This window comes from Companilactobacillus futsaii JCM 17355, assembly GCF_001435505.1.
In the GTDB taxonomy this organism is placed as follows: Bacteria; Bacillota; Bacilli; order Lactobacillales; family Lactobacillaceae; genus Companilactobacillus; species Companilactobacillus futsaii.
Genome location: NZ_AZDO01000039.1, coordinates 52,370 through 78,687 on the forward strand (window position 1 = coordinate 52,370; position 26,318 = coordinate 78,687).

The 26,318-nt window shown below is 35.3% G+C and carries 23 protein-coding genes and 1 tRNA gene; 4 read left to right on the top strand and 20 right to left on the bottom strand.

All coding sequences use genetic code 11. From position 1 onward, the window contains the following. Positions 1-60 precede the first annotated feature (60 nt). From FC88_RS03885 to rbsD, 3 genes are all read right to left on the bottom strand, one after another. Positions 61-261 carry a cold-shock protein gene (locus FC88_RS03885; RefSeq protein ID WP_057812991.1) on the bottom strand — a complete coding sequence of 67 codons (201 nt, stop codon included), beginning with the start codon at positions 259-261 and terminating at the stop codon, positions 61-63. 186 nt (positions 262-447) lie between these two features. Next, entirely contained in the window at positions 448-1,356 is a 909-nt protein-coding gene (gene rbsK, locus FC88_RS03890; protein ID WP_057812993.1) for a ribokinase, read from the bottom strand. A 12-nt stretch (positions 1,357-1,368) separates the two neighbouring features. After that, on the bottom strand, positions 1,369-1,764 hold the full coding sequence (gene rbsD, locus FC88_RS03895) for a D-ribose pyranase (RefSeq protein WP_057813071.1): 396 nt from the start codon (positions 1,762-1,764) through the stop codon (positions 1,369-1,371). A 168-nt stretch (positions 1,765-1,932) separates the two neighbouring features. Between rbsD and FC88_RS03900 the strand changes: the two genes are divergently transcribed. Continuing rightward, positions 1,933-3,333, top strand: a complete 1,401-nt coding sequence (locus FC88_RS03900) for a cation-translocating P-type ATPase (protein WP_057812995.1) — start codon at positions 1,933-1,935, stop codon at positions 3,331-3,333. A gap of 48 nt (positions 3,334-3,381) precedes the next feature. Here the strand turns inward: FC88_RS03900 and FC88_RS03905 are convergent, their stop codons facing one another. Together FC88_RS03905 and FC88_RS03910 are read right to left on the bottom strand one after the other, a co-directional pair. Further along, a complete protein-coding gene (locus FC88_RS03905) occupies positions 3,382-5,943 on the bottom strand; it encodes a MucBP domain-containing protein (RefSeq protein WP_057812997.1) in 2,562 nt (853 codons plus the stop codon). Between the two features lie 199 nt (positions 5,944-6,142). Beyond that, on the bottom strand, positions 6,143-8,410 hold the full coding sequence (locus FC88_RS03910) for an SLAP domain-containing protein (protein WP_162256521.1): 2,268 nt from the start codon (positions 8,408-8,410) through the stop codon (positions 6,143-6,145). On the opposite strand from FC88_RS03910, the gene FC88_RS13000 reads away from it, so the two are divergent. After that, positions 8,364-8,840 carry a hypothetical protein gene (locus tag FC88_RS13000; protein WP_162256522.1) on the top strand — a complete coding sequence of 159 codons (477 nt, stop codon included), beginning with the start codon at positions 8,364-8,366 and terminating at the stop codon, positions 8,838-8,840. The two genes, FC88_RS03910 and FC88_RS13000, sit on opposite strands and share 47 nt — an antisense overlap. 148 nt (positions 8,841-8,988) lie before the next feature. Here FC88_RS13000 and FC88_RS03915 read toward each other — a convergent pair whose 3' ends face one another. From FC88_RS03915 to FC88_RS03980, 13 genes are all read right to left on the bottom strand, one after another. Continuing rightward, positions 8,989-11,436 (bottom strand): MucBP domain-containing protein, encoded by a 2,448-nt coding sequence (locus FC88_RS03915; RefSeq protein WP_162256523.1) that lies wholly within the window; start codon positions 11,434-11,436, stop codon positions 8,989-8,991. Between the two features lie 473 nt (positions 11,437-11,909). Further along, complete coding sequence (locus FC88_RS03925; RefSeq protein WP_057813005.1) at positions 11,910-12,422, bottom strand: SLAP domain-containing protein; 513 nt, start codon at positions 12,420-12,422, stop codon at positions 11,910-11,912. Positions 12,423-12,777: 355 nt separating this feature from the next. Beyond that, the gene (locus FC88_RS03930; RefSeq protein WP_057813007.1) at positions 12,778-13,278 is read right to left on the bottom strand and encodes an SLAP domain-containing protein; all 501 of its coding nucleotides are present in this window, start codon (positions 13,276-13,278) and stop codon (positions 12,778-12,780) included. A 130-nt stretch (positions 13,279-13,408) separates the two neighbouring features. After that, entirely contained in the window at positions 13,409-14,257 is an 849-nt protein-coding gene (locus FC88_RS03935; RefSeq protein ID WP_268750928.1) for a helix-turn-helix domain-containing protein, read from the bottom strand. A 210-nt stretch (positions 14,258-14,467) separates the two neighbouring features. Then, positions 14,468-14,553 (bottom strand) — tRNA-Leu (locus tag FC88_RS03940). 36 nt (positions 14,554-14,589) lie between these two features. Then, complete coding sequence (locus FC88_RS03945; RefSeq protein ID WP_057813012.1) at positions 14,590-15,054, bottom strand: SprT family protein; 465 nt, start codon at positions 15,052-15,054, stop codon at positions 14,590-14,592. A gap of 1 nt (position 15,055) precedes the next feature. Next, on the bottom strand, positions 15,056-15,490 hold the full coding sequence (locus tag FC88_RS03950) for a hypothetical protein (RefSeq protein WP_057813014.1): 435 nt from the start codon (positions 15,488-15,490) through the stop codon (positions 15,056-15,058). Between the two features lie 5 nt (positions 15,491-15,495). After that, entirely contained in the window at positions 15,496-16,476 is a 981-nt protein-coding gene (locus tag FC88_RS03955; RefSeq protein ID WP_057813016.1) for a glycosyltransferase family 2 protein, read from the bottom strand. Further along, complete coding sequence (locus tag FC88_RS03960; RefSeq protein ID WP_057813018.1) at positions 16,469-17,920, bottom strand: ArnT family glycosyltransferase; 1,452 nt, start codon at positions 17,918-17,920, stop codon at positions 16,469-16,471. Before FC88_RS03960 ends, FC88_RS03955 begins: the two co-directional genes overlap by 8 nt. A gap of 8 nt (positions 17,921-17,928) precedes the next feature. Then, positions 17,929-19,095, bottom strand: coding sequence for an aminotransferase class I/II-fold pyridoxal phosphate-dependent enzyme (locus FC88_RS03965; RefSeq protein WP_057813073.1), 1,167 nt, complete (start codon positions 19,093-19,095; stop codon positions 17,929-17,931). Between the two features lie 198 nt (positions 19,096-19,293). Beyond that, on the bottom strand, positions 19,294-20,112 hold the full coding sequence (gene nadE / locus FC88_RS03970; protein WP_057813020.1) for an ammonia-dependent NAD(+) synthetase: 819 nt from the start codon (positions 20,110-20,112) through the stop codon (positions 19,294-19,296). 2 nt (positions 20,113-20,114) lie between these two features. Further along, a complete protein-coding gene (locus FC88_RS03975) occupies positions 20,115-21,590 on the bottom strand; it encodes a nicotinate phosphoribosyltransferase (RefSeq protein ID WP_057813022.1) in 1,476 nt (491 codons plus the stop codon). Between the two features lie 39 nt (positions 21,591-21,629). Further along, complete coding sequence (locus FC88_RS03980) at positions 21,630-22,706, bottom strand: glycosyltransferase (RefSeq protein ID WP_057813024.1); 1,077 nt, start codon at positions 22,704-22,706, stop codon at positions 21,630-21,632. Positions 22,707-22,764: 58 nt separating this feature from the next. On the opposite strand from FC88_RS03980, the gene FC88_RS03985 reads away from it, so the two are divergent. Further along, on the top strand, positions 22,765-23,493 hold the full coding sequence (locus FC88_RS03985) for a WecB/TagA/CpsF family glycosyltransferase (protein WP_057813026.1): 729 nt from the start codon (positions 22,765-22,767) through the stop codon (positions 23,491-23,493). 29 nt (positions 23,494-23,522) lie between these two features. Then, positions 23,523-23,651: a hypothetical protein gene (locus tag FC88_RS13250; RefSeq protein WP_268750927.1), complete on the top strand. Its 129-nt coding sequence runs from the start codon at positions 23,523-23,525 to the stop codon at positions 23,649-23,651. A gap of 334 nt (positions 23,652-23,985) precedes the next feature. Here FC88_RS13250 and FC88_RS03990 read toward each other — a convergent pair whose 3' ends face one another. Further along, entirely contained in the window at positions 23,986-25,380 is a 1,395-nt protein-coding gene (locus FC88_RS03990; RefSeq protein ID WP_057813028.1) for an O-antigen ligase family protein, read from the bottom strand. A gap of 79 nt (positions 25,381-25,459) precedes the next feature. Further along, a complete protein-coding gene (locus FC88_RS03995; RefSeq protein WP_057813030.1) occupies positions 25,460-26,161 on the bottom strand; it encodes a GntR family transcriptional regulator in 702 nt (233 codons plus the stop codon). Positions 26,162-26,318: the final 157 nt, after the last annotated feature.

The following is a 26,318-nucleotide window of genomic DNA, read 5'->3' on the forward strand; positions in this document are numbered from 1 at the left end:
AAAAAGTGCATTAAAAAAAGCCAACTCATACGAGTTGACTTTTTGCTCAAAGTTTATTAATTAGTCCTTAACAACGTTTGAAGCTTGTGGGCCACGATCTGAATCTTCGATATCGAATGTTACAGATTGACCTTCTTCAAGTGTCTTGTAACCGTCACCTTGGATTGCTGAGAAGTGAACAAATACGTCACTACCATCTTCGCGTGTAATAAAACCATAGCCTTTTTCTGCGTTAAACCATTTAACTGTTCCGTGTTCCATCAGACTATTCCTCCTGATAACTAAATATTTTTTGTGCATTATTTCGTGGTACATCATGGAAGAAAGTCTAAAATACGAAACATTCAAACCATTCGAACCATTCACCATTCAAAAATACAACTATTATATTAACATGTTTGACCAATTATTACAATGAACTTAGAGTAAAGTTTCGTTTACAAATACTTAAATTTCAACATCTTTGACATAAGGAATTGAATTCTGAGCACCTTGAGTTTGAACTGTAATAGAAGATGCTTTACTAGCAAATTTCATCGCTTCCTCGATATTACTTAAATCTGAATCTAACTTAGAAGCTAGATATCCGATAAATGTATCACCGGCAGCTGTTGTATCAACAGTGTTAACTTTATAGGCATTAACGAAACCACTCTTTTCACTTTGTGAATAAAATGATCCATTAGCACCGACGGTTATTATAACATTCTTTACACCCATTGCGTGCATTTTTTTTGCAGCTTGTTCCATTGATGGCTCATCAACGACTTCAATTCCCGTAATTGCTTGTGCCTCTGTTTCGTTAGGAACGATGATATCAGTGAGTTTCAACAACTCTTCAGGAATATTTTGCTTAGCTGGAGCAGGATTTAAAATAGTTAACACATTATTTTCCTTTGCAATTTTAAAAGCTTCCGTTGATGCTTCTAGTGGCGTTTCGAATTCAGTGATCAAACAATCAGCTGATTTGATAGTTTCAGAAGCATTTCTAATATCTTCGACTGTGATTGTCTGGTTAGCTCCACCGTAAATTAAAATACTATTTTGACCATTATCATCTAGCAGAATATAAGCTTTACCAGTACCAGCCTCGGTATCTTCAGTAACATTTTGGATATTTAAACCATCTGATTTAAAAGTATCAATCATGAAATCAGCCGCATGATCTTTTCCAATTTTAGCAATAAATGATGTCTCTGCTCCTGCACGAACAGCCGCAATCGCTTGATTAGCACCTTTTCCACCACCAGCAATTGAACGACCATGCATCGCCATTGTTTCACCAGGTAAAGGTAAACGAGCAATATTTAAAATAGTATCGATATTGATTGAACCTAATACAACAATTTTCTTCATATTAAAACCTCTCTAAAAGACAACGCCACTTTCAAGTAAGATATTTGAATATGGTGTTTCCTCTCCCGTTCGAATAAATGCTTTAGTACTATTCAAATCCTTCTTCATTTCTTCATGAGGAATAAACTCAATTGGTGTATCACCGATAACTTTTTTCACAGCAGCCAATTGTTCTGGATTTTGAACCTTGATCTCTTCAGCCAAATAAATTTTTTGTACTTCCAATTCACTCAAGACATTTTCTAAAACTTGCATAAAACTTGGCAAACCGGCTTCAACTGCCAAATCAATTTTTTCAGTATTTGCTGGAACTGGCATCCCAGCATCGCCGACTCCAAGCGTATCAAAATGACCCATTTGAGCAATGACACGTGAAATATTAGAGTTGATGACTCTTGTTTTTTTCATGAAATTTTCACCTTTTTCTGTAATCGTTTGCAAAATCAATCTTAACATGCACAATTATCCACGTAAATATTTTATCAATATGACATATCTGGTAGCAAGTATAGATTTTTGTTGCTAGAAAATCGAAATGAATATATCCTAATAAAAGATACTTCGAGAGGACACAATATGACAAGAACAGCTAAACTAAGTTTTTATTTCATCATTTTCATTATCTTCGGACTGATTGGTCTATGGATGCCACTACTTGGTGATGACTTGCATTGGGGTACCTACTTCGGTAGTAACTATTTCCCTCAAGGCATCTTCCTAAAATACGATGGACGTTATTTAGGAGATTTACTAGTTATTTCTATCACTAAAATCAAACCACTATCATTTATTGCTTATGGAACTTTCATGACTCTGATCGTCTTTTTAGTTCAAAAAATCAGAGATCAAATCAAAGCGCCTAAATCTTTAGGATTAGTTTCCTCATCATTAATGACTATCGCCATCCTAATAACTCCAAAAGTTATTTTTAAACAAATTCTCGGCTGGCATGCAGGATTTGCTAACTACGTTCCATCAGTTGTTTTCCCTTTGTTCATGCTTTATTTAGTTTTAAAAAATTACGACAAAGAAATTCATTATTATCGAACTGTCGTCATTTTAATTTTCTTAGCTTCAATCATGGCTCAATTTTTTGCCGAACACGTAACGCTTTTGAATTGCTTCAACAGTGTGTTAATTTGGCTTTTCTTGAGAAAGCACTTCGGAACTGAATTCAAAAAGATTCTCAATTGGATCCTTCTAGGAAACTTTATTGGTGCTTTTTTCATGTTCATCAACGGTGCCTATTTAAAAATCTTATTCGGAAAAGATTCCTATCGTTCAGTCTCCGGTTCGGCCAAAGCTGACACGATGTTTAATTATTTGAAAACACAATTTACTCCAAAGACGTTGATCACTGTTGGAGTTCTACTACTATTATTCAGTATCATCGTAATTTTATATTCTTACAAGATAAAAGACGTCAGGTTAAGAATTGCTAATCTCTTTCTACTATTATCTGGTTTCGTTGTTATCGCACCATTTTTAGTCGTTTCACCCTTTGGTTCCAGATGTATGTTTGCAACTTATGCACTCTTTTCTACTATAATAGTTATCAATATTGATTTATTGACCGATACGTATGAGAAATACATTTTCCCAGTCTTTGCTTTAATTGCCTTAGTTTTAGGTGTCAGAATGGACTTGATTGCTAGAAATTACGGCCAAACTTTTGATATGCAAATTGAATATTCAGAATTTCAAAATACTATAGATAGTAAAAACCAGTATTACCTACAGTACCAAGATACTCACTACATTTGGCTAACCACTTTAATTCAAGATGATCCAAATTTTGCCGAATTATATGTCAAAAATAACAACAGAAATAAAATCCCTATCAATTATTACGATTGGGTCGATGTTCAAGATCAACTTCAGAATAAGCATTTTGCCAATCGTGACGATTATATGAAAGCTTTCAACAAAGGTATTTTGGAGAAAGTTAAATTAATTCAACAAAAACAACAAAAGTAATAACAAAAAAAGCCTCTACATCAATTTGTAGAGGTTATTTTGTTGCCTTTATTTAACTTGTACCACATTTAAAGTATCGGCTGGGATCCATTCATCGGTGGCGACACGATACATCTTGACGTTATCGATTTTGGCATAACTATCAGTTCTCCAACTAGTTTTAGTTGGTAAACTTTTATCTAGGTCTGGACCTTGTGAATCATAAAGTTCAGCGGACTTTATAAGTCTAACGTCCGTTTTAGTATTAATTGGAATATATGGAACACCATTGTCGACTGAAACGAATTCATTGGTTGCTACTTGATAAAAATCGTTATCGTCGATTGAAACGATTCTGTTGAATTTCCACCCAGTATTTGGTCCCAATTCTCTAGTTAACAATTGGCCATCGCTATTAATCAAATTAGCAACTTCATTGTATATTCTGACATAACCTAATTTATCAGTTTCTACAATATCAAAATCATCAGCACAAACCCATTTATTACCGATTTGGTAATATTCTTGACCATTGATCATTGCAGTGGCTGAAATTGTGATTTCACTGCCATTTACTACAAGATTTTTACCGGTTTCAGCACCAGTTAAGTCATGTAGTGAAACTGTTCCAACAACTTTTGGAATAATGGTAATTGGTGTAGCTAATGTATTTACGGTTGTAGGATTTACTTCATCATCATTTGCGCTAACGGGTACTGGATTCTCCTTAAAGCTTAATTTGATAACTTGTGGTGCTTGTTCATATTTACCTTGTAGACTAGTCGTTGGACTCAACAAAGTATAGCCGTTTAGACTAGCTTCTTTAGTTAAATCAAAACTATCGCCAATCAAGTTGCCATTGACTGTTTTAGTTAGAGGAACACCATTTGACATGATTGGATTACCATTTTGATCAACATATTCGATAGTAACGTTAGGATGATCTTGCCAAATTAAGGGTTGAGAATGCATGGTTGCGGTGAGAAGTGGATTATAAAAGCCTTGTACTTTATTTTCATCGGCAGAAAGAAATGGATATCCGTATATCAACATTTTGACACTCATATCAGGATTATCAATTTCGTATGTGTCATTGCCCAAGCTCTTAACTGGACGAACAACTGAATCAGGATCATTGTAAGCTTCGAAGTCATTAGGGTTCTTAAATTCAAATCCATAATTATCATAGATTGGATCAGCTTTGAAAATAAGTGGTTGCCCCTTGACACCATATACTGGAGTTGGGTCATACTTCATACCATGTGATTGAAATATTGCTACTGTATAATTATCAGCAAAAACATTTTTGAGGGGAGAAAAATCATCAATCGTGGAATTTAGAAAATAAATATCACCCAAGAAGCCTCTTATACCTTGAGATGTTTCTCTCTTTGAGTTTTGTTCAATCCATGGTGCAATTGTCTTTAGCTCATCGTTAGTCAATCCATTAAATGGTTCATCCCCACTAAGTGATAGTTGATTATCAATATCATTAGTAGGAGTTAGAACTTCATTAAGCATATCGTGAGATATTGCCATTGTTAGTTTTGGAATTTGACTTACATTTATTTCTTTCATAGTTCCATCACTATAATTACCAAGTAAATTCAATTTAGATAATTTCAAACCATAAAGTGGAGTCAAACTTGGATTAGCCTTGGCATCTGAAGCTAAAGTTCCTGTAAAGCTAACAATATCATTAGGCAATAGCTGTAAATATTGCATTCCATCCAAACTTTCAATTGGTGTAACATCTTTTGAAGATTCTTCACCGTTTCCATATCCGTCAGCAATTTCTGAACCATTGATATTCAAAATTGCTCCTTTAAAATTCTTGATATCACCAACGGTAATATTATCAGTGGATTTTAAACCCAAGCCTTGTTTTACTAAACCAGCTAAATATGGATCAGCAAAATTAACTACTGTTGTATCAGTTAAGTTATCAGGTAAAGCATATGAATTAGTATCATTAGTAATATTGGTTTGACCTACGACTGGTTTGTCTGGTACAGCTAAATTAGGATATATATCATTGTGGAGCACATATATTCCCTGCATTGAAGCATTCGAAAGACTAATGTCAACGCCATTCATATCCTGGACAACATTTTCATTCGAATTATTATCTGTTGCGGGTGAACTTGTATTTGTACCGCTATTGTCAGAATTTGTATTTGTTGTAGTTTGATTTGCTGTAGAACTCGTATTTACATCATTAGTTGAGGGTTCTGAAGTTGAATTAGTGGCTACTGCAGTAGAACCCTGGTTTGCTGAATTATCTTTCAACGAACTATCAGATGAATCATTCGACGAATTATCGTTTGTACTAGTTGTAGCTGTCGAATCTCCCTGATTTTTGGCAGCACTAATTGAAGAATCATTTACTGATGATACAGCGGTTTGTCCCTTAGTTGTATCATCATCAGTGGCTACACTAATTTTAGCAGCTGTTGGCGTCGCTTTTGTTGCTGGAGCTAACGTAATTGTTTGATTGTTAGTTGTTTGATTGTTAGTTATTTGATTATTAGTCGTTGTATCAGCCTTAACCGTTTGTCCTGACAAAATTGTTAATACTAATGCCGAAATAATTGTGGCACCCAAATATACACATTTTTTATTTGTTAACATATATCATTACTCTTTTCTTAATTCCCTTATTCATAATCGATATTAATGTGCATTTTTGAATCATTCCAATAAAAGGTCGTCATAATTTATTAAAAAAATTATCCTAAATTTAAAATACATACTCTCTAGAGTCCATTCTTTTCTATACAGAATGTAACAACAAAATAACCTCCACAACTTAAATGTAGAGGTTATTTCTTTATGCTAAAACATATTCATTTATAGCGACACGATAATATTCCCGGCCATTGATAGTAGCAAGTTGATCAGTCTTCCAAGATGTTCCAGGTGCTAGAGTTTTGCCAATCAATTTACCAGTATGGTCATAAAGTGGAATTTCTGTCTTAGTTGTATAAATAGATGAAATTGGTTGATAAGTGGTTAATGAACTAGCTGGAATCCATTCATCGGTAGCGACACGATACATCTTTTCACCATTGATTGTGGCATAGCTGTCAGTTCTCCAACTAGTATTTGCTGACAAAGTCGTTCCGATATCTTCACCTTTAGAATTATAAATTGGTGTTAAACTAGTGAGAGCAACTGAAGTAGTTGTTGGCACTGCTGTATAAGGGATACCACTGGTTACAGGCACGAATTCATTTGTAGCAACTTGATAGTAATCATTACCGTCAATTTTTACGATCTTACTGTATTTCCAACCTGAACTTGGGGATACGACTCTGCCAATTTCTTTGCCCGAACTATCAACTAAGTCAACAGTATTGTTAAAAGTTCTGACTGTACCGGGTTTAGAAAATTCAGTGTCAGTAAATGAACTAGCTTCGACCCATTGTCCATAACCTACTTGATAAAATTTTTGACCGTTAATAGTTGTCATTGCTTTGACTCCTAAACTAGCTAAGAGTTCATTTTCTCCAGTTTGAGGTCCAGATAAGGAATCAACTGTTATAGGAATTCTTGATTGCACTTCATCATTAGAAGTTGGTGGAGTAGTTGGTGCTGTTGGAGTTGTGGTCGTTGTCGTTGAACCAGAACTAGTTGTTCCGGTATAAGTCGACTTAGGAATAGCTTTATATGTCAAAGTTATTGTTTGTGGATTTTGCGTATATTTACCTTGCAACGTTGGTACTGGATTTTGTAGAGTATAGCCATCAACTGCTGTATCACCGCTCAAGTCAAAACTATCACCGATCGTTGTTCCAGTGACAGTTTTAGTTAATGGTTGACCATTGGCATTCAAAATTGGTGTGCCATCACTATTAGTATATTTAATCTCGACACTAGGACCACTTTGCCAAACGACTGGTTGAGCATGAATCATATTGTTGATCCATTGAGTAGTACCATATTGCTTTACCAGTACTCCACCGAGATTGTAAGTAGGATTATATTTAGGATCAAACCCAGAATCACCGTAAACTAATTCATCATATGAACCAGTTGGATTTTGAATTACATAAGTGTCGTTTCCTTTGGCGGTCAAATCACCATATGCTGGACTAGCAGTATTCATAGTGAAACCGTAGTTTGAAGAAACATCTTCACCATCGAGTCCTTTGACTGGTGTTGAAGTAAACTGCATTGGTTGACCAACAACACCATAAACAGTTGTTGGATCGTAGACGCCACCAGTTGTATTGATGCTGAAGTTAGTATTTCTATTGATACCACCTAATGGTGAAAAATCACTGATAGTATTACCATTCATAACTAAACTGCCGTAAGTAGAATTATTAGAAAATTGAACAACCCAAGGTGCTAGGGTCTTCAATTCATCATTAGTAATACCATTGAACCCATCATCCCCAGCAAAATAAGCACTGCCAATTGGTGTTTCCAACTTAGCAATTTGGCTGACATTGATCTCTTTTTTAGAATTGTCGCTGAAATTACCAATCAATTCCAATTGGTTGAGTTTGATACCATACATTGGTTCCAAACTTGGATTAGCGTTTTCATCTGAACCTAATCTACCAGTAAAACTAATCGTATCATGTGGTAATAATTGTAAGTATTGCATCCCATCCAAACTCTCGATTGGTGTATATTCAGATTGTGTCAAATTGGCTGTGGCAGGATTTTTAGCTAAGTATTGTGATTCATCCAATGTCAAAGTAACCGTCAATGGTTGATAATTCTTAATATCTCCAACTGTGATTGGATCGGTTGCTTTCAATCCTAAAGCTTGTCTTACCATTCCGGCTAAAGTAGGATCCGAGAAATCAACCACAGTACTATCAGTTAAATTACTTGGTAACTTGTAATCACCAGTATCAGCTGTAACATTAGTTTGCCCACCGGGTAATGTTGTAGGAACACTCACTGGTAAACTTGAAGCTGGTAAAGTTGCTCCAGCACCGCTACCTGAAGTACTAGATGTTGAACCATTCGTTGGTGCTGTTGTGGTTGTATCATTTGTCGTAGTTGTACTTGGTGTAGTCGTCGTACCACTATTTGTGCCAGTTGGTACAGTTGTCCCAGTCGTACTCGTTGAAGATGGCATTGAAGTTGTTGGCGTTGCTGTATTCGATGTAGTTGCAGTCGTCGAAGTTGTGGTTGGCGTAGTAGTTGAACTAGATGTCGTTGGAGTTTCACTTGTCGTACCTGATGTTGTTGAACTTGAGGTTGTTGAACTTGAGGTTGTTGAACTTGAGGTTGTTGAACCTGTCGTTGAAGTCGTTGGCGCGGTTGTTACACTAGTCGTCACTGTTGGCGATACTGTTTCTGTCGTAGCGGTTGTTGGCGTGGTCGTCGAACTAGTAGAAGTACTCGTTGCAGCATCCACATTTTGTCCCGATAAAGACGTTAATACTAACGCTGAAATAATAGTCGTTCCTAGTTTCATACATTTCTTATTAGTTAACATATCAATCACTCTTTTCTTAATCCTCAAAATCGATATTAGAACGTTATTTTTATATATACCAATATAAAGTTTCTACAAAAAACAAAACAATTAATAAGTGTTTTAACAAGTCCTACTGCCGCTTATATTTTTTGATTTATCACATATACCATTCGTAAAAAAGAACTTGTGATCAATGTTATTTCTAACACTAACCACAAGTTCTTCTTTTTTATTTAAATAACATCACTAGCTGGAACCCATTCATCAGTAGCGACACGATACATCTTGACACCATTGATCATGGCATAGCCATCTGTATACCAACTAGATCCACTTGACAATCCCCGTCCTAGGCTTTTACCTTGAGAATCATAAAGTGTTGCTCTAGTTTGGGTCTTGACCGTTCCTTTAGTTGAAACAAAATCAACCCCACTTTGAACAGGCAAGAATTCATCAGTAGCTACCTGATAATATTTAGCACCATTGATAGTTACGATCTTGCTATATTTCCATTCCGTATTAGGCATTAATTTTTCTGAAACTGGTTGACCATAAGAATTTACCAGACTAGTTGAACTATCAAAGGTTCTGACCACACCACTAGTTGGTGAAGCAACATTATTGTAATCACTGGCTAGAACCCATTGGTCGTATCCTGTCAAATAAAAGAGTTGACCATTGATATGAGTAGTAGCACGGACTCCTTCATCAATCAATTGTTCATCAGCTGGAGAATCGTCTGTTAAATCTTTAACTTGGATTGCAACTCTATCGGGAGATGTTGTTGTGGTTGATGTAGTTGGTTGAGTCGTTGATGAAGAACTTTGTCCAGTCTGAGAAGTATTTGATGTATAAGGTTGTGAACTGGTTGCTTGATAAGTTAAGTCAACTGTTTGAGGATTTTGAGTGTAATTACCCTTTAATAAACTCGTTGGACTAGTCAAAGTATACCCAGTTATTTGGCTATCAGTAGTCAAATCGTATGGATCACCAATCAAATTACCTTCAATTGTCTTTGTCATTGGAGTTCCATCAGCGTTTAAAACTGGTTGGCCAGCTGGATCCAAATAATCAATTGTAACTGTAGGATGTGCTTGCCAAATTATTGGTTGAGATTCCATTGTTACGGCTTCAAACGTCGTGGTACCTTTGTTTTCATAAGTCAAAGAATCCGGTGTATAATCAGCGAAACCAATTTGACCATAATTTAATTCTTTTGCATTAGGATCTGCATCGGTCAAAGTATAACTGTCATTTCCATTATTGGTTAGATTGTCATTTTTCAAATCAGTTGTTGGTACCGAACTAGAATAATGATAGCTATCGGCTATATCTTTTCCATCCAAGTCTAAAACTTTAGGTGCAGTAAACATGATTGGTTGGCCAGTTACCGCATAGATTGGCGTTGAATCAGTAAGTGTATTCGATACAGCGATGACAGATACGCTTTGTCCGGATTCAACACCTTGTAAAGGTGAAAAGTCCGAAATTCCTGAATAACCTAATTCAATCGTATGATAGCTTTGACCATTATCAGCGAATTTAATTATTGTTGGCGCAACTTGGGCTAATTCTTGATTGTTCAAACCACTATTAGCAGCTACTGTCGAGTCCCCATTCAATTCGTAAAGCGTTGCGTTAGAAGTATTCAATCCACTAAGTTGACTAATATCAATTTCTTTAGCACTAGGATCACTGAAATTACCCTCAATAGTAAAACTACCAAGATTTACCCCATCCAAAGGTCTCAAATCGGTATTAGCTTTAGCATCTGAAGCTAATTTAGCTTGGAATAAAACGGTTGTCTTAGCTGGTAATAATTGCAAATATTGCATCCCATCTAGACTTTCAATTGGTGTATCCTGTTGATCACTCATTGAAGCACCAGGCTTAGGGGCAGAACCATCGGCGGGATGATCCATCTCATAAGTAGTCATCATAACTCCTAAAGTTGGGTTGACATAACCTTTAATTGCTCCAACAGTAATCGAATCACTAGCTGGAATATTCAAAGCTGACTTAACAGCTGCTCCCAACAAAGGATCGGCGAAGTTTACTACAGTGCTATCGGTCAAATCACTTGGCAAAGCATATGGATTAGTATTACTTGTTGAAGTTGTTGGTGTAGTCGAAGTACCAGTTGTGCCCGTCCCCGTGGTTGTTGCGGTACTTGTTGAGCCAGTCGATGTCGAAGGACTTGTCGTTGATGTAGTAGTTCCCGTTGGTGTAGTTGAAGTAGTACTTGAACTAGTACTTGGTGTGGTTGCGGTACTTGTTGTAGTAGAAGTCGTTGAAACTGTGCTACCGCTAGTACTTGTAGTTGGACTTGTTGTACCAGTCGTACTGCTTGTTGCTGGTGTTGAAGTGTCGCTAGTTGTTGTAGTACTTGAGGTCGGACTCGTTGTTGGACTTGTCGTACTACTTGTTGTTGGTGTTGATGTCGACGAACCCGTTGTTGCAGTACTTGTTATTGAGCTACTCGTAGTAGTCGTCGGCGTCGAAGTACCACTAGTCGTTGAACTAGTTATTGGGCTAGTAACGCTTGACACACTCGAACTTGGTGAAGTCGTCGTATCGCTCGTAGTGGCAGCTTTTGCCGGTTGAGATGTTGTAATTCCTCCTAGAATCAATGCTGAAAATAACGTAACTCCTAAATAAACACATTTTTTATTTAATAACATATCAATCACGCTTCTTTCTTCAGCGCTTATATTAAATATTTCTAACCAATATGCCAGAATAATAATTCTCATTATTTTTTCTTTTTTTAAAGAACCCCATTACCTCAAGCATTTCCGGTCTTTAGCGATGTACTATTCGTAAAAAGTGAAAATTGACAAAAATAGCCATGATATTTATATTATCTTGTTCATTTTTCTAAAAAAGTTCATTAAGTGAATTAATAATATTACTTTAATAAAGTTTTATTCCACTTTTGGAAAAAACCTCTTACAAAAATTGAATCAAAATTTCTAAGCAATGATAGTACTATATTACTTGTAATAAGGATTGACCTCATATATATCGTTAAGACAATTCAAGTACATTTGGCAGTGTACACGAAATTGATATGTATACAAAAAAAAGGATGTCCGTGGTCGGCATACCACGAACATCCAAATTAATAATTCACACACACAGTTATAAAAATAAATTAAATAGTAGCCTTGAAAGTTTGTTCAACTACATCGTACATGGCAACGTATTGATCAGGAGCAACACGTAAGAAAGGCATACCGTTAGACGTATTGATAACAGTATCTGTAGCCCATTTGGTTCCGGATGCTAAAGATACGTCGCTTTTTTGTACCAAATTATGATCATAAACATTAACAGCTTTATCCTTACCGTCGAGTGATTGAACTTTGATTACCATTCGACGGTTTTTGTATGCAAAACTATCTTTTGAGCTTAAAAATTGGTTAGGTGCAACTTGGAAATAACTAGTTCCATTAATATCTTGAGTCTTAGCAACTTGCCAAGTACTGTCTTTTTCAAGAGCAACGTCAGTAGCATTCCCATTTTGATCATAAACAGGTGCTTGTTCAGAACTTACTTGAGCAAAATTCCCTTTACTTACTGATTCAGCATTAACATCAGTAGTTGATACTAAAGAACCTCCGACACCTAAAAGTGCACACACTAAAAACAATATAGATTTTTTCATTTTTCCTTGACCTCACTATAATTCAAATAATTTAACCCTCTGTGCACTTATTTTTTGGCAGAAAAAAAGCGCACACAAAATTGATGTTATGTAATACAATAAAAATTTTAATATTTCACACAGTCAGCTATATAACTTTGGCATAATTATAAGCAACTTTATATTACAAGGTTTGGATAACTATTACAAGAAATATCGTTCAAAAATGCTTATTTTTTTTATTAAATTTTCAATATATTGTATATCGCAAAAGTTAGAAAACGTTATAACCATTGATAATATTGACTTCTGTAGTCCTATATGTCATGAAAATAAAAAAAAAGACTATCTTACTCAAGATAATCTTCTTGTTTATTTAGAGTTTAGCCGAAAATTCTTGTTGCACAACATACCACATGCCCACATATTCATCTGTCGCTACACGTACAAATGGCATTCCATCTGGTGTAAAGATTACCCTATCTGAATACCAAGAAGTACCTGGTGCTAGTGCTACATCTGATAATTGAACAAAGTTATGATCATACAAAGGCACATCTCCATCAGTTGATGAAACCTTGATAACTTCCGGTCTGTTACTGTAAGTGTAGCTATCCTTTGAACTTATATACTCATCAGAAGCTACTTGGTAATAATCTGTATTCTTAATACTAATAGTTTTCCCAAGATACCATGTACTATTTTTTGAAACTTTTCTCCCAAGATTATCTCCGTTAGAATTATATAAGTCTGCCGAAGACGAATCTACATCTACAAAACTTCCGCTAGTTACAGATTCAGCCTTGACACTAGTCGGTGAAAATGAAAAACCTAAGCCAAGTAAGATTGCTAAAAATATTACTGTAAGTTTTTTCATTTTTTATACTTCCTTAGTCTCCTTAGACTAATTAAACAGTAATATGTTTAAACAAATATTGCAATAATTGAGCTTACACATTTATTTATAAAAAAAATCATCAGATTGAATAATCCAATGATTTTTAATTTTATTTATGTTCTATTTTCTTCAATAAATCAGTATTTCCATTCACTTTAGCAAGATAATACGCTAAGTTATTGAAAGTTTCATAATCGGCTTCTTTGCTCTTATCGTCTTTTATCGATAAAGCAGCAAAGTAATTCAATTCATCTAAGAAATATGAAACATGATTTTCGTAAGCAAATTTTAAACCACGTTGACTGAAGTCAAATGATGTTTGATAAGATTGCATTTTAGCAAAAGAACCAGCTAAAGTCTTGCAAATAAAGAGGATTTCCAATTCATTGGCATTTTTGAGTTCGACATCCTCATCACAAACATTAGAAATCATTTGGAAATAGTATTGTGCGCGGTCATCATGTTCTTGTCCTAAGTAATCTAGTCCTTTGAACAAATAAGCTAATAAAGTATAAATATCATCATCAGCTGATTTAGTATATTGTAAAACTTTATCAAGAGTAAACAATGACGCATCATAGTTACCCTTCCAATAATCTAACACACCGGTAATCAATTCATATTGCTTCATGTCATTATCACTCAATTTTCCTTCAAGTGATGACAATCTTTGTGCTACATCTGAAGTTTTCTTCAACAATGTATCTTTCTCTAGCACATCCAAGGCACTATCCTCTTTGGCAGAAGTTTTACTTGAAAAATCACTGAAAACGTCATTTAATGTTAAATTCAATTTCAAGCAAATCTTAATAAGGATATTGACCGTGGGTGCGATATTATGTTTCTCAATTTTGCTAATCGTATTCTGAGTACAAATATCGTCAGCTAACTCAATTTGAGTTAAGTTCATTTCTCGTCGTTTATTATAAATAATTGATCCAAGAAACAATGGCAACACACTCCCATCTATCGTTATGACATTTATCAATAATACTATACCACCTGATAAAAAAATATATATAGTTATCGTGAATAAATAATCCAAAATTAATATATATTTTTATTAATATTTGCATATGCACAAAAAAACTTGTGCTCAATTTCCAGTATTATCAATCATTGTAAAAAAAAAGCAGTCGAACAAATTAATGTCCAACTACTTTAGTGATGCGGGTAAGAAGATTCGAACTTCCACGGAGATAATTCTCCACAAGATCCTTAGTCTTGCGCGTCTGCCAATTCCGCCATACCCGCATGCACGTTCTACTATACACATAAATAAAAAAATTATCAAGACGAAATAGTAATATCTTTGATATATTTTAGTTTCCCGTGACATTTCCCACAAACATACTTTCGAGTATTTATTTTTTTTACGCGCTGATAAATATGATGGCAATTATTACATTCATAAATGTGATGATTTTTTCTATGAACAGAGCTTTTGATTGGAGAAAAACGACTACCACCGACTTGTTGTAAAAGAACTTTAAACGTTCGATCTTTATGCTGAGCTGGTAGTCCATCATTGTACAAATGATAGTGACATAATTCATGTTTTATGACACCAACTAATTCATCTTGACCAAACTCTTGATATATTTTTGGATTAATATCAATATTCCTATCTTGCAAATGAAAACGACCGCCAGTAGTTTTCAATCGACTATTAAAATATGCTTGATGAATAAAAGGTTTCCCAAAATATTCTCGGGAAACCTTTTTTACTAATTCAGTTAATTCTAAATCTGTCATTTTAAGCTAAGTTAGTCAACTTTTGAATCAATTTAGAAAACTTATCCATATACTCATCTTGCTTCTTTTCTGCTTCATCAAACTTGTGACGGTCAATCGTCTTATTGTCGCCGATACTTTCAGTCATATCAGCACAACCAGCAACATAATTCTTGAAAGCTGAAACTAAATTAATGTGTGTTCCCATCAATCTAGCTGGTGCTTTGCCCTTTTCCAATTTAGCTAAAGTTGTTTGGTAATTCTTTGTACCAGTGGCAAAATCCTTTTGAATCTTTGTGTATTCTACATCGTCTAACTTATCAACTTTACTACGGTCTAATGCATCACGTAATTTTTCAAATTCTGGATTAAGTTTATCTTGTTCATCTTGAATCGATTGAACAGTACTATTAATTAAATTGCCATATTGCATGGCTCTCTTTTGTGCGGCATTCATAGTAATTACCTCTTATTTTCTTTTTGTGTTTTTTCAGTGTAAATATCTTTTTCAATAGTAAATCTAGGACGTTGTTTAACCTCGCTAAAGATTTTCCCAACGTATTCACCAATCACACTAATACTAATCAATTGTACACCACCAAGTGCCCAAATTGATATCATTAGTGACGACCAGCCATCGACGACATTACCATTGATTTTTTGAATAAAACTATAAATCAATAAAATCAAACTGATTAAAACGATAAAAAAGCCTAACCCCATGATCATCTTTATAGGAACAATTGAAAAAGAAGTGATTCCATCCATCGCAAATTTGATCATCTTGCGTAATGGATACTTAGATTCACCAGCGAATCTTTCTTTACGAGCATAGTAAACTTTGGCAGATTTGAAACCTACTAAAGGTACGATCCCCCGCAAAAACAAATTTCTTTCACGATAACTCAACAAAACTTGGCATGCTCTTTGGCTCATCAAACGATAATCGGCAGAATCAGGAACTAAATGAACCCCTAAAAAGCCCATGAATTTATAGAACATCTCAGCTGTATTACGCTTAAAAGCCGTATCAGTATCACGATTATTTCTTACGCCATAAACCACTTCTGCACCATCGAGGTATTCATCAACCATTTTGGGAATGGCATTAACATCATCTTGTAAGTCAGCATCTATCGTTATAACGGCATCTGAATCTTTGGAAGCCCGAGTTACTCCGGCTAACAAAGCTCCTTGATGACCAAAATTACGACTTAATTTAACACCAGAAACAATCTTAGATTCTTTGGAAAAATTATCGATCATACTCCAAGTTTTATCTTTACTACCATCATCGACGTAAACAATTTTACTGTTAGCAGAAATCTTACGTGATTCGATCAAACCATTGACGATTGCTGATAATTCTTTTGTCGTTTCTGGCAAAACCTCTTCTTCGTTGTAGCAAGGGACTACAATACTTAATTTGAATAAATCAGACATTCATTTTCCCCCATTTTAATTTAAACCAATCGTAAATCCAATATAGGCCAATTCCGCCTAAGATTGCGATAACAGGTAGAAATTCTAGTCGATACCTACCCTGTACTTCAATTAATAATTGTACAACGGCGTATGCCATTAGTGGTAATAATAATAGAAATATCTCTTTGTTGGTACCTTTCAATAATTTGATTGAACCAAACCACGACAAGATTATCAAGACCAGCGACCCTAAATAACCCAATAGCTTAACAAAATTACTTATCTTCAATGAATGGTTAGTTTCAATTCCAGTAAAATCTATTGTGATCGCCCGTTGCGCCCATAATTTAGCATTCTTGTTCCAAAATAACTTTAGCCAACCATGGGTTGCATTGAGGTTATCGATATTTTCACGGATAACTTGATGTTCCTTAGCACTCATCTTATCGCGACTATCCTTGAGATTGAAACGATCGACCATCTGTTGATCATAGGCACCATCGGAATTGGCATCCAAGCCGACTACGAATTTCCATTCAGAATCTCGATTAGTTAAACCATAAGAATTGAGTCCAGAATTTTTAATAGCCAAGCTAGCCCCAGAAAATATCACTTGATAAATCAATAGGGTGATAATTATTTTGACAATTTTAGACCAGTTAAGGTGATTTTTATCAATCAATAAATAAAGTAAACCGTAAACAACGGTACCCGCTATAACGACCGGACCAATTGGTCGAATGATACTACCAATACCTAGTGTCACACCTGCTAGTATATAAGACCAATACTGGTCCTTTAGAATCAAGTAAAACGTTACTAAGAATAACAGCATCCCCAAGTATTGATTATCCGCCTGACTATTCAAAGCAAACCAGTCCAAATCAATCATCAAAATAAAGACTGATAAACGGGCTATCTTAACTTTTTTTGTTATTTTAATTGCTAATAAATAGACCATCAAAAGTATCAAAATTTGATACAGGACGTTTAACAACTGAATAGCTATCACATGGTGTCCAAAAATTTTGACCACCGTCATAACATAGACTAAAAAGCCAGTTTGATAAGCCCACTTAGCAAAATAATCATTATCGTAACTAAAGATTTTTTCACCATTCAAGGCTTTCGGAGCCATTCTCCAAAAGGCTTTAAAGTCACTAACTTGTGTCTGTGGAACCATCTTCAACCAAATTAAGGCAACAATCGCAAAAATCAGTAAAAGACTAATTAAAATCAAACGATTGAGAGTTTTATCATCATCCCGAATTCGATAGAGTAAGTAGCCTACTCCACCAACAAAAATAATTGCACAAAGAAAAACCAGTATCGCTAATACTGGTTCTATTTTTAAATAATTTAATGTATAAAAATGTCCAGCTTGAATCAAAACGACTGACGTAAAGATTACTAAGCAGACAATAACTAATTTGCTAATAATATTTTGAAATTTATTTAGCATGATACCCCTTATACTTGATGAATTAATTTGCTGTGTTTCTTCACAAAATCACCAAGTTTATCTAAACAAGCATTGATATTATCCATACTTGCAGCGTAGCTCAAACGTAAATGACCTTCACCACCAATACCAAAGAAACTGCCTGGTAAAATTGCCAAATGTTCTTCTTCTAGTAATTCGTTGGCAAATTTGACGTCATCTTGTTCAAGGCCTTCTGGAATCTTAATGAATAAGTAAAATGCACCATCGGGATCAGGACAATCAAAGCCTAATTTCTTTAATCCCTTATGCAAAACATCACGGCGAGCTTGATATTCTTGACGCATTGGAATTGGATCGTCATAACCATTCTTATAAGCTTCCAAAGCAGCGTATTGTGTAATTGAAGTAATTGAAGTTGTTGCCAATTCATGAATCTTATTGATCTGAGCAATCACTTCAGCAGGTCCACAAACGACACCAAAACGCCAACCAGTCATCGCATGCGATTTAGATAAACCATTCAACAAAATTGTTTGTTCTGGCAAAATTGTTCCGAACGATACATGCTTAAAATTATAAGTCAATTCACTATAAATTTCGTCACTAACGACAAAAATATCATGTTTTTTTAAAACTTCAGCCAAAGCTTCCAACTCAGCTTTTGTATAACTAACACCAGTTGGATTGCTTGGGTAATTCAATAATAAAATTTTTATTCTAGGATTTGTTCTCAAAACTTCAGCTAACATTTCGGGAGTCATCTTAAAGTCAGTCTTGGAAGTATCTAAATAGACTGGCGAAGCTCCGTTAAAATTAGCGTCTGGACCATAGATTGTAAATGAAGGCGATGGAATCAAAACTTCATCCCCAGTTTGCAAAATTGCATTAAAAACTGAGAAGACACCTTCTGTAACACCAGCAGTAGCCAAAATTTGGCTCTCTGGATCATAATTCAAATCGTACTTGTCATGTAGATAAGTAGCCACTGCATGTAAAAGCTCATGGTCTCCTTCGGGAACTGTATAGTGAGTTTTATTCTCATTGATTGCTGCAATAGCAGCCTTTTTAATATGATCAGGAGTTGGAAAATTTGGTTCCCCAACGGTCATATTAACAGCTCCGGATACACTCTTAGCTTTGGCATTAAACTTAAAAATATCTTGTTGTTTAATGGCCACAACTGATGGTTTCATAAGGGAGATTAAATCACTTTTCACTGTTAAACACCTCTTCTTAAAGATTACCCTTTAATTCTAACATATGATTTTTATTAGATAGAACTGATTGAGACATTAGTTTATTATTGTCCGCCAATGGGGTAAGCGCATTCAAAAATTCAACCAATTTGATAAAAAAGTCCAACCAATTCAAAAAATTGGTTGGACTTATTATTACACATCAAAAACTGTATAAGGTAAACGACGCTTATGAGCTGTCTTCTTATACCAATTCTCAATAATTTCAGCATGTTTAGGATCAATATCTTTGCCTTCAAGATAATCATCAATATCTTTGTAAGAAACTCCCAGAGCTTTTTCATCAGGAAGGCTTGGACGGTCTTCTTCCAAATCAGCTGTCGGAATTTTTTCATAAAGATTTTTTGGAGCGTTTAATTTCTCAAGCATTGCTTTACCTTGGCGCTTATCAAGCCGGAATAACGGCGTTACATCAGCAGCTCCATCACCGTATTTTGTATAAAAACCTGTAATGTTTTCAGCTGCATGGTCAGTTCCGACAACGACACCTTTTTTATCTCCAGCAATTGCATATTGGGCAATCATTCTAGCTCTAGCTTTGATATTACCCTTGTTAAAGTCAGAAATAGTCAAACCATTATCTTCAACGGCTTTTACCATTGCATCAACACTGTCTTTGATATTTACACGGACGACTTTATCAGCTTGCATCCACTCGATAGCTTGCATGGCATCCGATTCATCAGCTTGTTCACCATATGGCAAACGAACAGCGATGAATTGATAATCGTTATCGCCAGTTTCTTGACGAAGTTCTGTCATAGCAATTTCTGATAATTTACCTGCTAGCGTGGAATCTTGTCCACCAGAAATACCCAACACCAAAGTTTTCAAAAAACTGTGTTGTTTTAAGTAAGTCTTCAAAAAATCAACTGAGCGTCTAATTTCGGCTTCTGGATCGATTTCTGGTTTAGTATGTTCAAATTCAATAATTTCTTTTTGCAATGGTCTCATTTTTAGTCACCTAATCTAATATTGTTTACATCATTTCTAATCTTCTCAATATACTTCATCTTATGACTGTATAGTTTTGAAGATAAGTCGACTGGATAAATTTGAGGATTCAAAATACGCTTGTATTCATCCCAAAGTGAATCTAAGTTAGCTGCACAGTAGTCCTTGATTTCCTTTACATTTGGCAAATCATAAACTAATTTTCCATTAACGAAAATATCGTGTAGCAATGGCTTAGCTTGGAAATCTTCAACTGTCTTATTGATATACGTGTATTGTGGATGGAACATGTAAAGTGAATTGTGTTCGCGAGGATCTTCATTCCAGAAAGTTACATAGTCGCCTTCTGACTTATCGTTCTTCTCATTGTTAGTAATGCGCCAAACTTGTTTCTTACCGGGTGTAGAAATCTTAGCGGCATTGCTAGAAAGTTTCAAAGTATCCATCATGTTACCTTTGGAATCTTCAATACTTACTAACTTGTAGACAGCACCTAAGGCCGGTTGGTCAAAGGCAGTAATAACTTTAGTTCCGATACCCCAGACGTCAATTTTGGCATCTTGCATCTTCAAGTTCAAAACAGTCTTTTCATCCAAATCGTTAGAAGCATAGATCTTAGCATTAGGAAAACCAGCTTCATCAAGTTGTTTTCTGACACGCTTAGAAATATAAGCCATATCACCAGAATCGATTCGAACACCTAAGAAATTGATTTTGTTACCCATTTCACGAGCAACTTTGATTGCACTAGGTACACCACTCTTCAAAGTATCATAAGTATCAACTAAGAAGACACAATTTTTATGCGTTGTAGCATAAGCCTTGAAGGCATCATATTCGTTACGATAAGTTTGTACCAAAGCGTGAGCATGAGTTCCAGAAATTGGAATACCAAATAATTTACCAGCCAAAACGTTACTTGTAGCATCAAAACCGGCAATATAAGCGGCACGAGTTCCCCAAATAGCGGCATCGACTTCTTGTGCACGACGAGAACCGAATTCCATAACGGGATCATCGCCACAGACTGTCTTGATACGAGCGGCTTTAGTAGCGATAAGTGTTTGGAAATTAACCATATTCAAAACGGCAGTTTCAATCAATTGACACTGTGCTAGTGGTCCTTCAACTTGGAAAATTGGTTCTTCATTGAAAACCAAATCTCCTTCTAGAGCTGAACGCACTGTACAACTGAATTGCATATCTTTTAACCAGCGTAAGAATTCTTCATCATATTCCCCATATTCACGCAAGTAATCGATATCTGAATCTGAAAAACTTAAGTTCTTAAGATAATTAACTACATGTTCTAGACCTGCAAAGACAGCAAAACCGTTGTCGAAAGGCAGTTTACGGAAATAAACTTCAAAAACCGCCCGACGATTATGCAGCCCCTTCTTCCAGTATGTATACATCATATTGAGTTCATAATAATCAGTATGCAAAGTTAAATCTTCATTTTGAAATTGAGTCATCATATCTCCCTTAATAATTTGATTAACAAAATTTATTTTACATTAATTGGCATCCAAAGTCGCTTGATAGCCGTCATTTACTTTTTGAGCTAATTTTTCAATTGAATAGTTGTCACGAACTTCTTGATAAAGAGCTAAACCTTTTTGATCCAAGTTACCATCTTTCCAAAAATCATGGGCATCATTTAAAGCGCTGATTAATTCTTGCTCGTTGTCAGATTCAACTAACCAACCAGTTTCATCATTAATAACTTTATCAGTTGCACCAACATTTGTCGCAATAACTGGTTTGCCATAAGCGGCCGATTCTAGGTAAACTGTTGGTAAACTCTCCGACTTCGATGTCAAAACGGAAACATCGCACTCTTGATAATAGTCACCGGTATTTTCTCTAAAGCCAACGAATTCGACTTTATCCTTAATGTCCAGTTTCTTGACTAGTTCACGTAAATCATCCATTAACGGACCATCACCAACCAAAGTCAAACGATAGTTAAATTTGACCTTGCTCAATGCTTCTAATAACAAGCGATGATTCTTAACATCAACTAAACGCGCTACTTCCAAAAGACTAAAAGTCGATTGACGGTTGAATTGAGGATTCATTCCAGAAAAATCAATGGCATTGAAAACTTCAAAAGTTCTTTCATCAGGAATTTTCAATGATTCAAAATAATCTACCAAATCAGGATTCATGTAGAAAAGCGAATCTGCGCGTTTTAAGGCGTGAAGATTTAATTTGAGCATAACTGACCCTTTGAGCCCTGAAAAATCGATACGAGGGTCAGAATGGACTGTAATAACCCATTTAGCATTGATTTTCTTTCGAATCAAGGAAACAATGTAATTTGCCCGTGGACCATGAGTATGAACGATATCGAAATTATTATTGTTGATATATTTAATTAATGGTTTCAAAATAGACAAGTCAAAACGTTGCTTTTGCTCAATCACAGACACGCTTAATCCATTTTCCTTGGCCATTTTCGAAACGGGACCTCTTTGAAAGGTCAATAAAGTACTCTCAACACCAATTTGTTTTTGGCCCTTCATCAAGTTGATAATATAAGTTCTTGCTCCACCGTCTTCATTACCGGCATTAATATGTAAAACGCGCATTTTGACACCTCTCAAATTAATCTTTCTCGTGTATAATAATACATTAAAGGAGAACGCCATGCACAAAAATAGAGTAAATATTTTAGGTACAGAATTTGACAACTTTACCGCTAAACAATTCCACAAATATTTGGATGACGATTTAGACCTTAAAGCTAACAGATTCATCGTAACACCTAATCCTGAAATTGTTCTATCGGCCAGAAAAGATAGCAATTTTTCAAAAATTATCAATAATGCTGATTATGTCATCCCTGACGGTATCGGAATCATTAAAGGAGCCAAGAGTCTAGGCACTCCTCTCCATGAAAGAATCACTGGTTTTGATACTTTAGAATATTTAATTTCAGCTGTTAATCGCAAACAATTAAAACTTTATATGGTAGGCGCTAAACCAGAGGTCATTGAAGCCAGCGCTAAAAAAATCAAAAAACAATATCCTCAAGTTAACCTAGTTGGCTATCACGATGGATATTTCAAAGACGATGCACCAATCGTTGAAGAAATTGCTGCTAAAAAGCCTAATGTTGTTTTGGTAGCCTTAGGATCACCAAAACAAGAATTCTTCATCAACAAGTACCGTGATCAAGCAGATGCTGTTTGGATCGGTGTCGGTGGTAGTTTCGATGTTTTCTCAGAAACTAAGAAACGTGCTCCCAAGGTTTTCCAAAAACTCAATCTTGAGTGGTTCTACCGCTTAGTAACTGAACCAACTAGAATTGGTCGTATGATGGCAATTCCTAAGTATATGAATATGATCAATAAAGAAAAGAAAAACAAGAAATAACAAAATTTTTCTTTGGTTATAGTGTTAAATTGCCGTCGTCCGTTCGGCCCTGGAAAATTGCTGGAACGCTGCCGACGCAACTTGGAGCCTTTGCTAAGACCAAAAACGGGCAAAGTCTTCAAGATTGGTCTTCTACTAAGCAACAAGTTGCTAAGTAAAATTTGGCGGCTGAGCATTTTCCAGGACCTCGCTCCCGACTAGATAGTGGTTTCTATTTTTATATAAATTACTTCAAGAAATTAATAGAAGATATTATTAGAATAGCAGTACATTGCTGTGGTTCTAGGAATATCTTTTTTTATGGATTGGTACAAGAAAATAGAGAAGTTATTAACAAAGTATGTGTCTAATCCTACCTAAATAGAAATTGGACTCTAGTCGGGAGCAAAAATCCTGTGTCGGCTATGTTCCAGCCAGCCACAGGATTTTTGCGGACGACGGCATCCTTATAAAAAAATCCCGTTAGAAAATTAATTCTAACAGGATTTTTTATTATTCTTCTACATCAATTGTATAAGGATCCTCACCAGATCTTAAAAAGATTCGTGCATTCAACATTGCATAACTCAAAATGGTTACGAAATAAATACTTACTGAAGGTGCTTCAATAACGTGTCCTGTCATCAAAGCCATTCCGAATCCTAAAGCGACACTGGAAACTAGCATTGACCACTTAAATGACCACATATACTTGAATTTTCTAAGGAATGCTCCAATTAGATAAATCAAGCAATAAGCTAGTGGTGCCAAGTAAACGATTGTTCCGATAAAACCAAATTGGAAGAAAATATCAACATAATCCATTTCAACCAATTTAGCTTTCTTTTCACTCTTGAAGTTAGTAGCATAACCCATTCCAAAGGCCTTTTGTGCAGGCGTTGCTTTGGAGAAGTTGTGAGCCGCATTTTCAAAATAAACTGTTCGACCACTGAATAAGTAAGAAACCGTCTTATTAGTTTCAACGTATTTCTTTTGATCCTTAGTGATACCCTTTTTTGTCTTAGCCTGTTTTTTCTTATACTTGATCATATCACTGTGCAATTCAGCAGTTCTAGAAACGGCCATTGCAGGATATGCAGCAAAGATTCCACCTAATGTAACGACCAACATAGCGATGATTCCAGCCATGTATTTACGACGACGATTATCTTGGAAAAATTGAATTACTGAAGCCAAAATCGCCATACAAATACCAAAGACGATAGCTAACAAAGAACCCTTTGTTCCAATCAACAGAGCTGAGTAAATTGCAATAATAATCGTTAGCCAATAATAAATTTTTGACCAAGTATTAATTTTCTTAAGTGCATACCAAACCATAATTGGGAAAGAGATTGAAACAATTGCACTCAATTCGTTAGCTGCGAAGAACCAACCACTCTCTCCTAATTTGTAGTATGAATATGAACTGAAACTAGTATTAGTGAAGTGAGCCACAATCATGATGATACTGATAATGTTGACCGCAATAAAGACTACCTTTGGGAAAAAGCGATTGATGATTCGATCTTCAGCTAACTCCTCAAAAGCGTAAAAATATCCGAGCAACATAATTGGATAATACAAACTCTTTGCTAAAGTTGTAATTTCCAAAGATGGGATAAATAGAGTTTTAGTCTTGTAATTGATTGCCAAATTAATAGCTGATACTACTGCTAATAATACGAAATAACCAATTATTCGAAACCCGTGTTTATTATCTCGATTCAAGATCAAGAATAATAATATGTAGAATACCGTTATCGCCATGACGATCATTCTAATCAATACCCCGAAGGTAATATTAATATTAAAACGCATCATCGTACCGGTAATGGCATCTAATACTGGTTGAAAGATAATGTACAGCATCAAGAAGATACTGTACTTTTTTATAAAGCTTTGCATAAGTGACTCCCAGTTTAAAAATTTAAAACATGTGTAGGTTATATCTTACCTTAAATTTAATTCTAAAGAAATTGATTATCTATCTTTCTAGATAAAATTCAAAACGATCTCCAGCGTATTGTGAACGAACGTATTCAAATGGTCTACCATCATCCAAGGTCGTTACTTGGCGAACACGTAAGATTGCTGAACCACGCTTAACGTTCAAGAAATTAGCAATTTTTTCTGAGGCTAAAATGGCAGAAACAGTTTGCGTAGCGTTACCTAATTTTAACCCAGCTTTGTTTTCAAGTGCTTTATAAAGTGAAGACGTTATGTCTTTTTTATTCAAACTATTGACAATATTTATTGGAATCGTTGCAACTTCAAAACAAATCGGTTGTTGATCAGCATAACGAATTCTTTCCATTCGTAAAACTTGATCACCGTCTTTTAATTTTAATTTTTCTAATTCACTGATTGATGGATCGGCCACGTGATAAGAAACCGTCTTACTTGAAGGCTTCTTACCTTGGCTCTCAGTGATTTCGGTGAAACTAGTCGTTCCAGACATTTTTTCTTGAACCTTGCTGCTAGCAACATACGTCCCTGATCCAACTTGTCTTTGCAAAATTCCCTCATCGACCAAAGTTTGGATTGCTTGGCGAAGTGTCATCCGACTGACATCAAAGTCTTGTGAAAGCTGTCTTTCTGATGGTATACGTTCCCCAACAGCCCACTTGCCAGATTCGATTTCTTTTCTAATTTCATTATGAATTTGTATATATACTGGTACCTTCATTTATTTGGCACTCCCTTTAAGCATTACTTCTGTTAATTATACAGTATTTTTGTAAAAAATTAAGAATTGGTCTAAAAACAATTATAACAAATACAATAATAGGTCTATATCAATTGACATAAAAAACTAATCAGTATATTCTAAAATGCAAGTGACT

Bases quoted from the DNA above. Each gene is read 5' to 3' on its own strand.
- FC88_RS03885 (WP_057812991.1), bottom strand. From the start codon at position 261: ATGGAACACGGAACAGTTAAATGGTTTAACGCAGAAAAAGGCTATGGT.
- rbsK (WP_057812993.1), bottom strand. From the start codon at position 1,356: ATGAAGAAAATTGTTGTATTAGGTTCAATCAATATCGATACTATTTTA.
- rbsD (WP_057813071.1), bottom strand. From the start codon at position 1,764: ATGAAAAAAACAAGAGTCATCAACTCTAATATTTCACGTGTCATTGCT.
- FC88_RS03900 (WP_057812995.1), top strand. From the start codon at position 1,933: ATGACAAGAACAGCTAAACTAAGTTTTTATTTCATCATTTTCATTATC.
- FC88_RS03905 (WP_057812997.1), bottom strand. From the start codon at position 5,943: ATGTTAACAAATAAAAAATGTGTATATTTGGGTGCCACAATTATTTCG.
- FC88_RS03910 (WP_162256521.1), bottom strand. From the start codon at position 8,410: ATGCCATCTTCAACGAGTACGACTGGGACAACTGTACCAACTGGCACA.
- FC88_RS03915 (WP_162256523.1), bottom strand. From the start codon at position 11,436: ATGTTATTAAATAAAAAATGTGTTTATTTAGGAGTTACGTTATTTTCA.
- FC88_RS03925 (WP_057813005.1), bottom strand. From the start codon at position 12,422: ATGAAAAAATCTATATTGTTTTTAGTGTGTGCACTTTTAGGTGTCGGA.
- FC88_RS03930 (WP_057813007.1), bottom strand. From the start codon at position 13,278: ATGAAAAAACTTACAGTAATATTTTTAGCAATCTTACTTGGCTTAGGT.
- FC88_RS03945 (WP_057813012.1), bottom strand. From the start codon at position 15,054: ATGACAGATTTAGAATTAACTGAATTAGTAAAAAAGGTTTCCCGAGAA.
- FC88_RS03950 (WP_057813014.1), bottom strand. From the start codon at position 15,490: ATGAATGCCGCACAAAAGAGAGCCATGCAATATGGCAATTTAATTAAT.
- FC88_RS03955 (WP_057813016.1), bottom strand. From the start codon at position 16,476: ATGTCTGATTTATTCAAATTAAGTATTGTAGTCCCTTGCTACAACGAA.
- FC88_RS03960 (WP_057813018.1), bottom strand. From the start codon at position 17,920: ATGCTAAATAAATTTCAAAATATTATTAGCAAATTAGTTATTGTCTGC.
- FC88_RS03965 (WP_057813073.1), bottom strand. From the start codon at position 19,095: ATGAAACCATCAGTTGTGGCCATTAAACAACAAGATATTTTTAAGTTT.
- nadE (WP_057813020.1), bottom strand. From the start codon at position 20,112: ATGAGACCATTGCAAAAAGAAATTATTGAATTTGAACATACTAAACCA.
- FC88_RS03975 (WP_057813022.1), bottom strand. From the start codon at position 21,590: ATGATGACTCAATTTCAAAATGAAGATTTAACTTTGCATACTGATTAT.
- FC88_RS03980 (WP_057813024.1), bottom strand. From the start codon at position 22,706: ATGCGCGTTTTACATATTAATGCCGGTAATGAAGACGGTGGAGCAAGA.
- FC88_RS03985 (WP_057813026.1), top strand. From the start codon at position 22,765: ATGCACAAAAATAGAGTAAATATTTTAGGTACAGAATTTGACAACTTT.
- FC88_RS03990 (WP_057813028.1), bottom strand. From the start codon at position 25,380: ATGCAAAGCTTTATAAAAAAGTACAGTATCTTCTTGATGCTGTACATT.
- FC88_RS03995 (WP_057813030.1), bottom strand. From the start codon at position 26,161: ATGAAGGTACCAGTATATATACAAATTCATAATGAAATTAGAAAAGAA.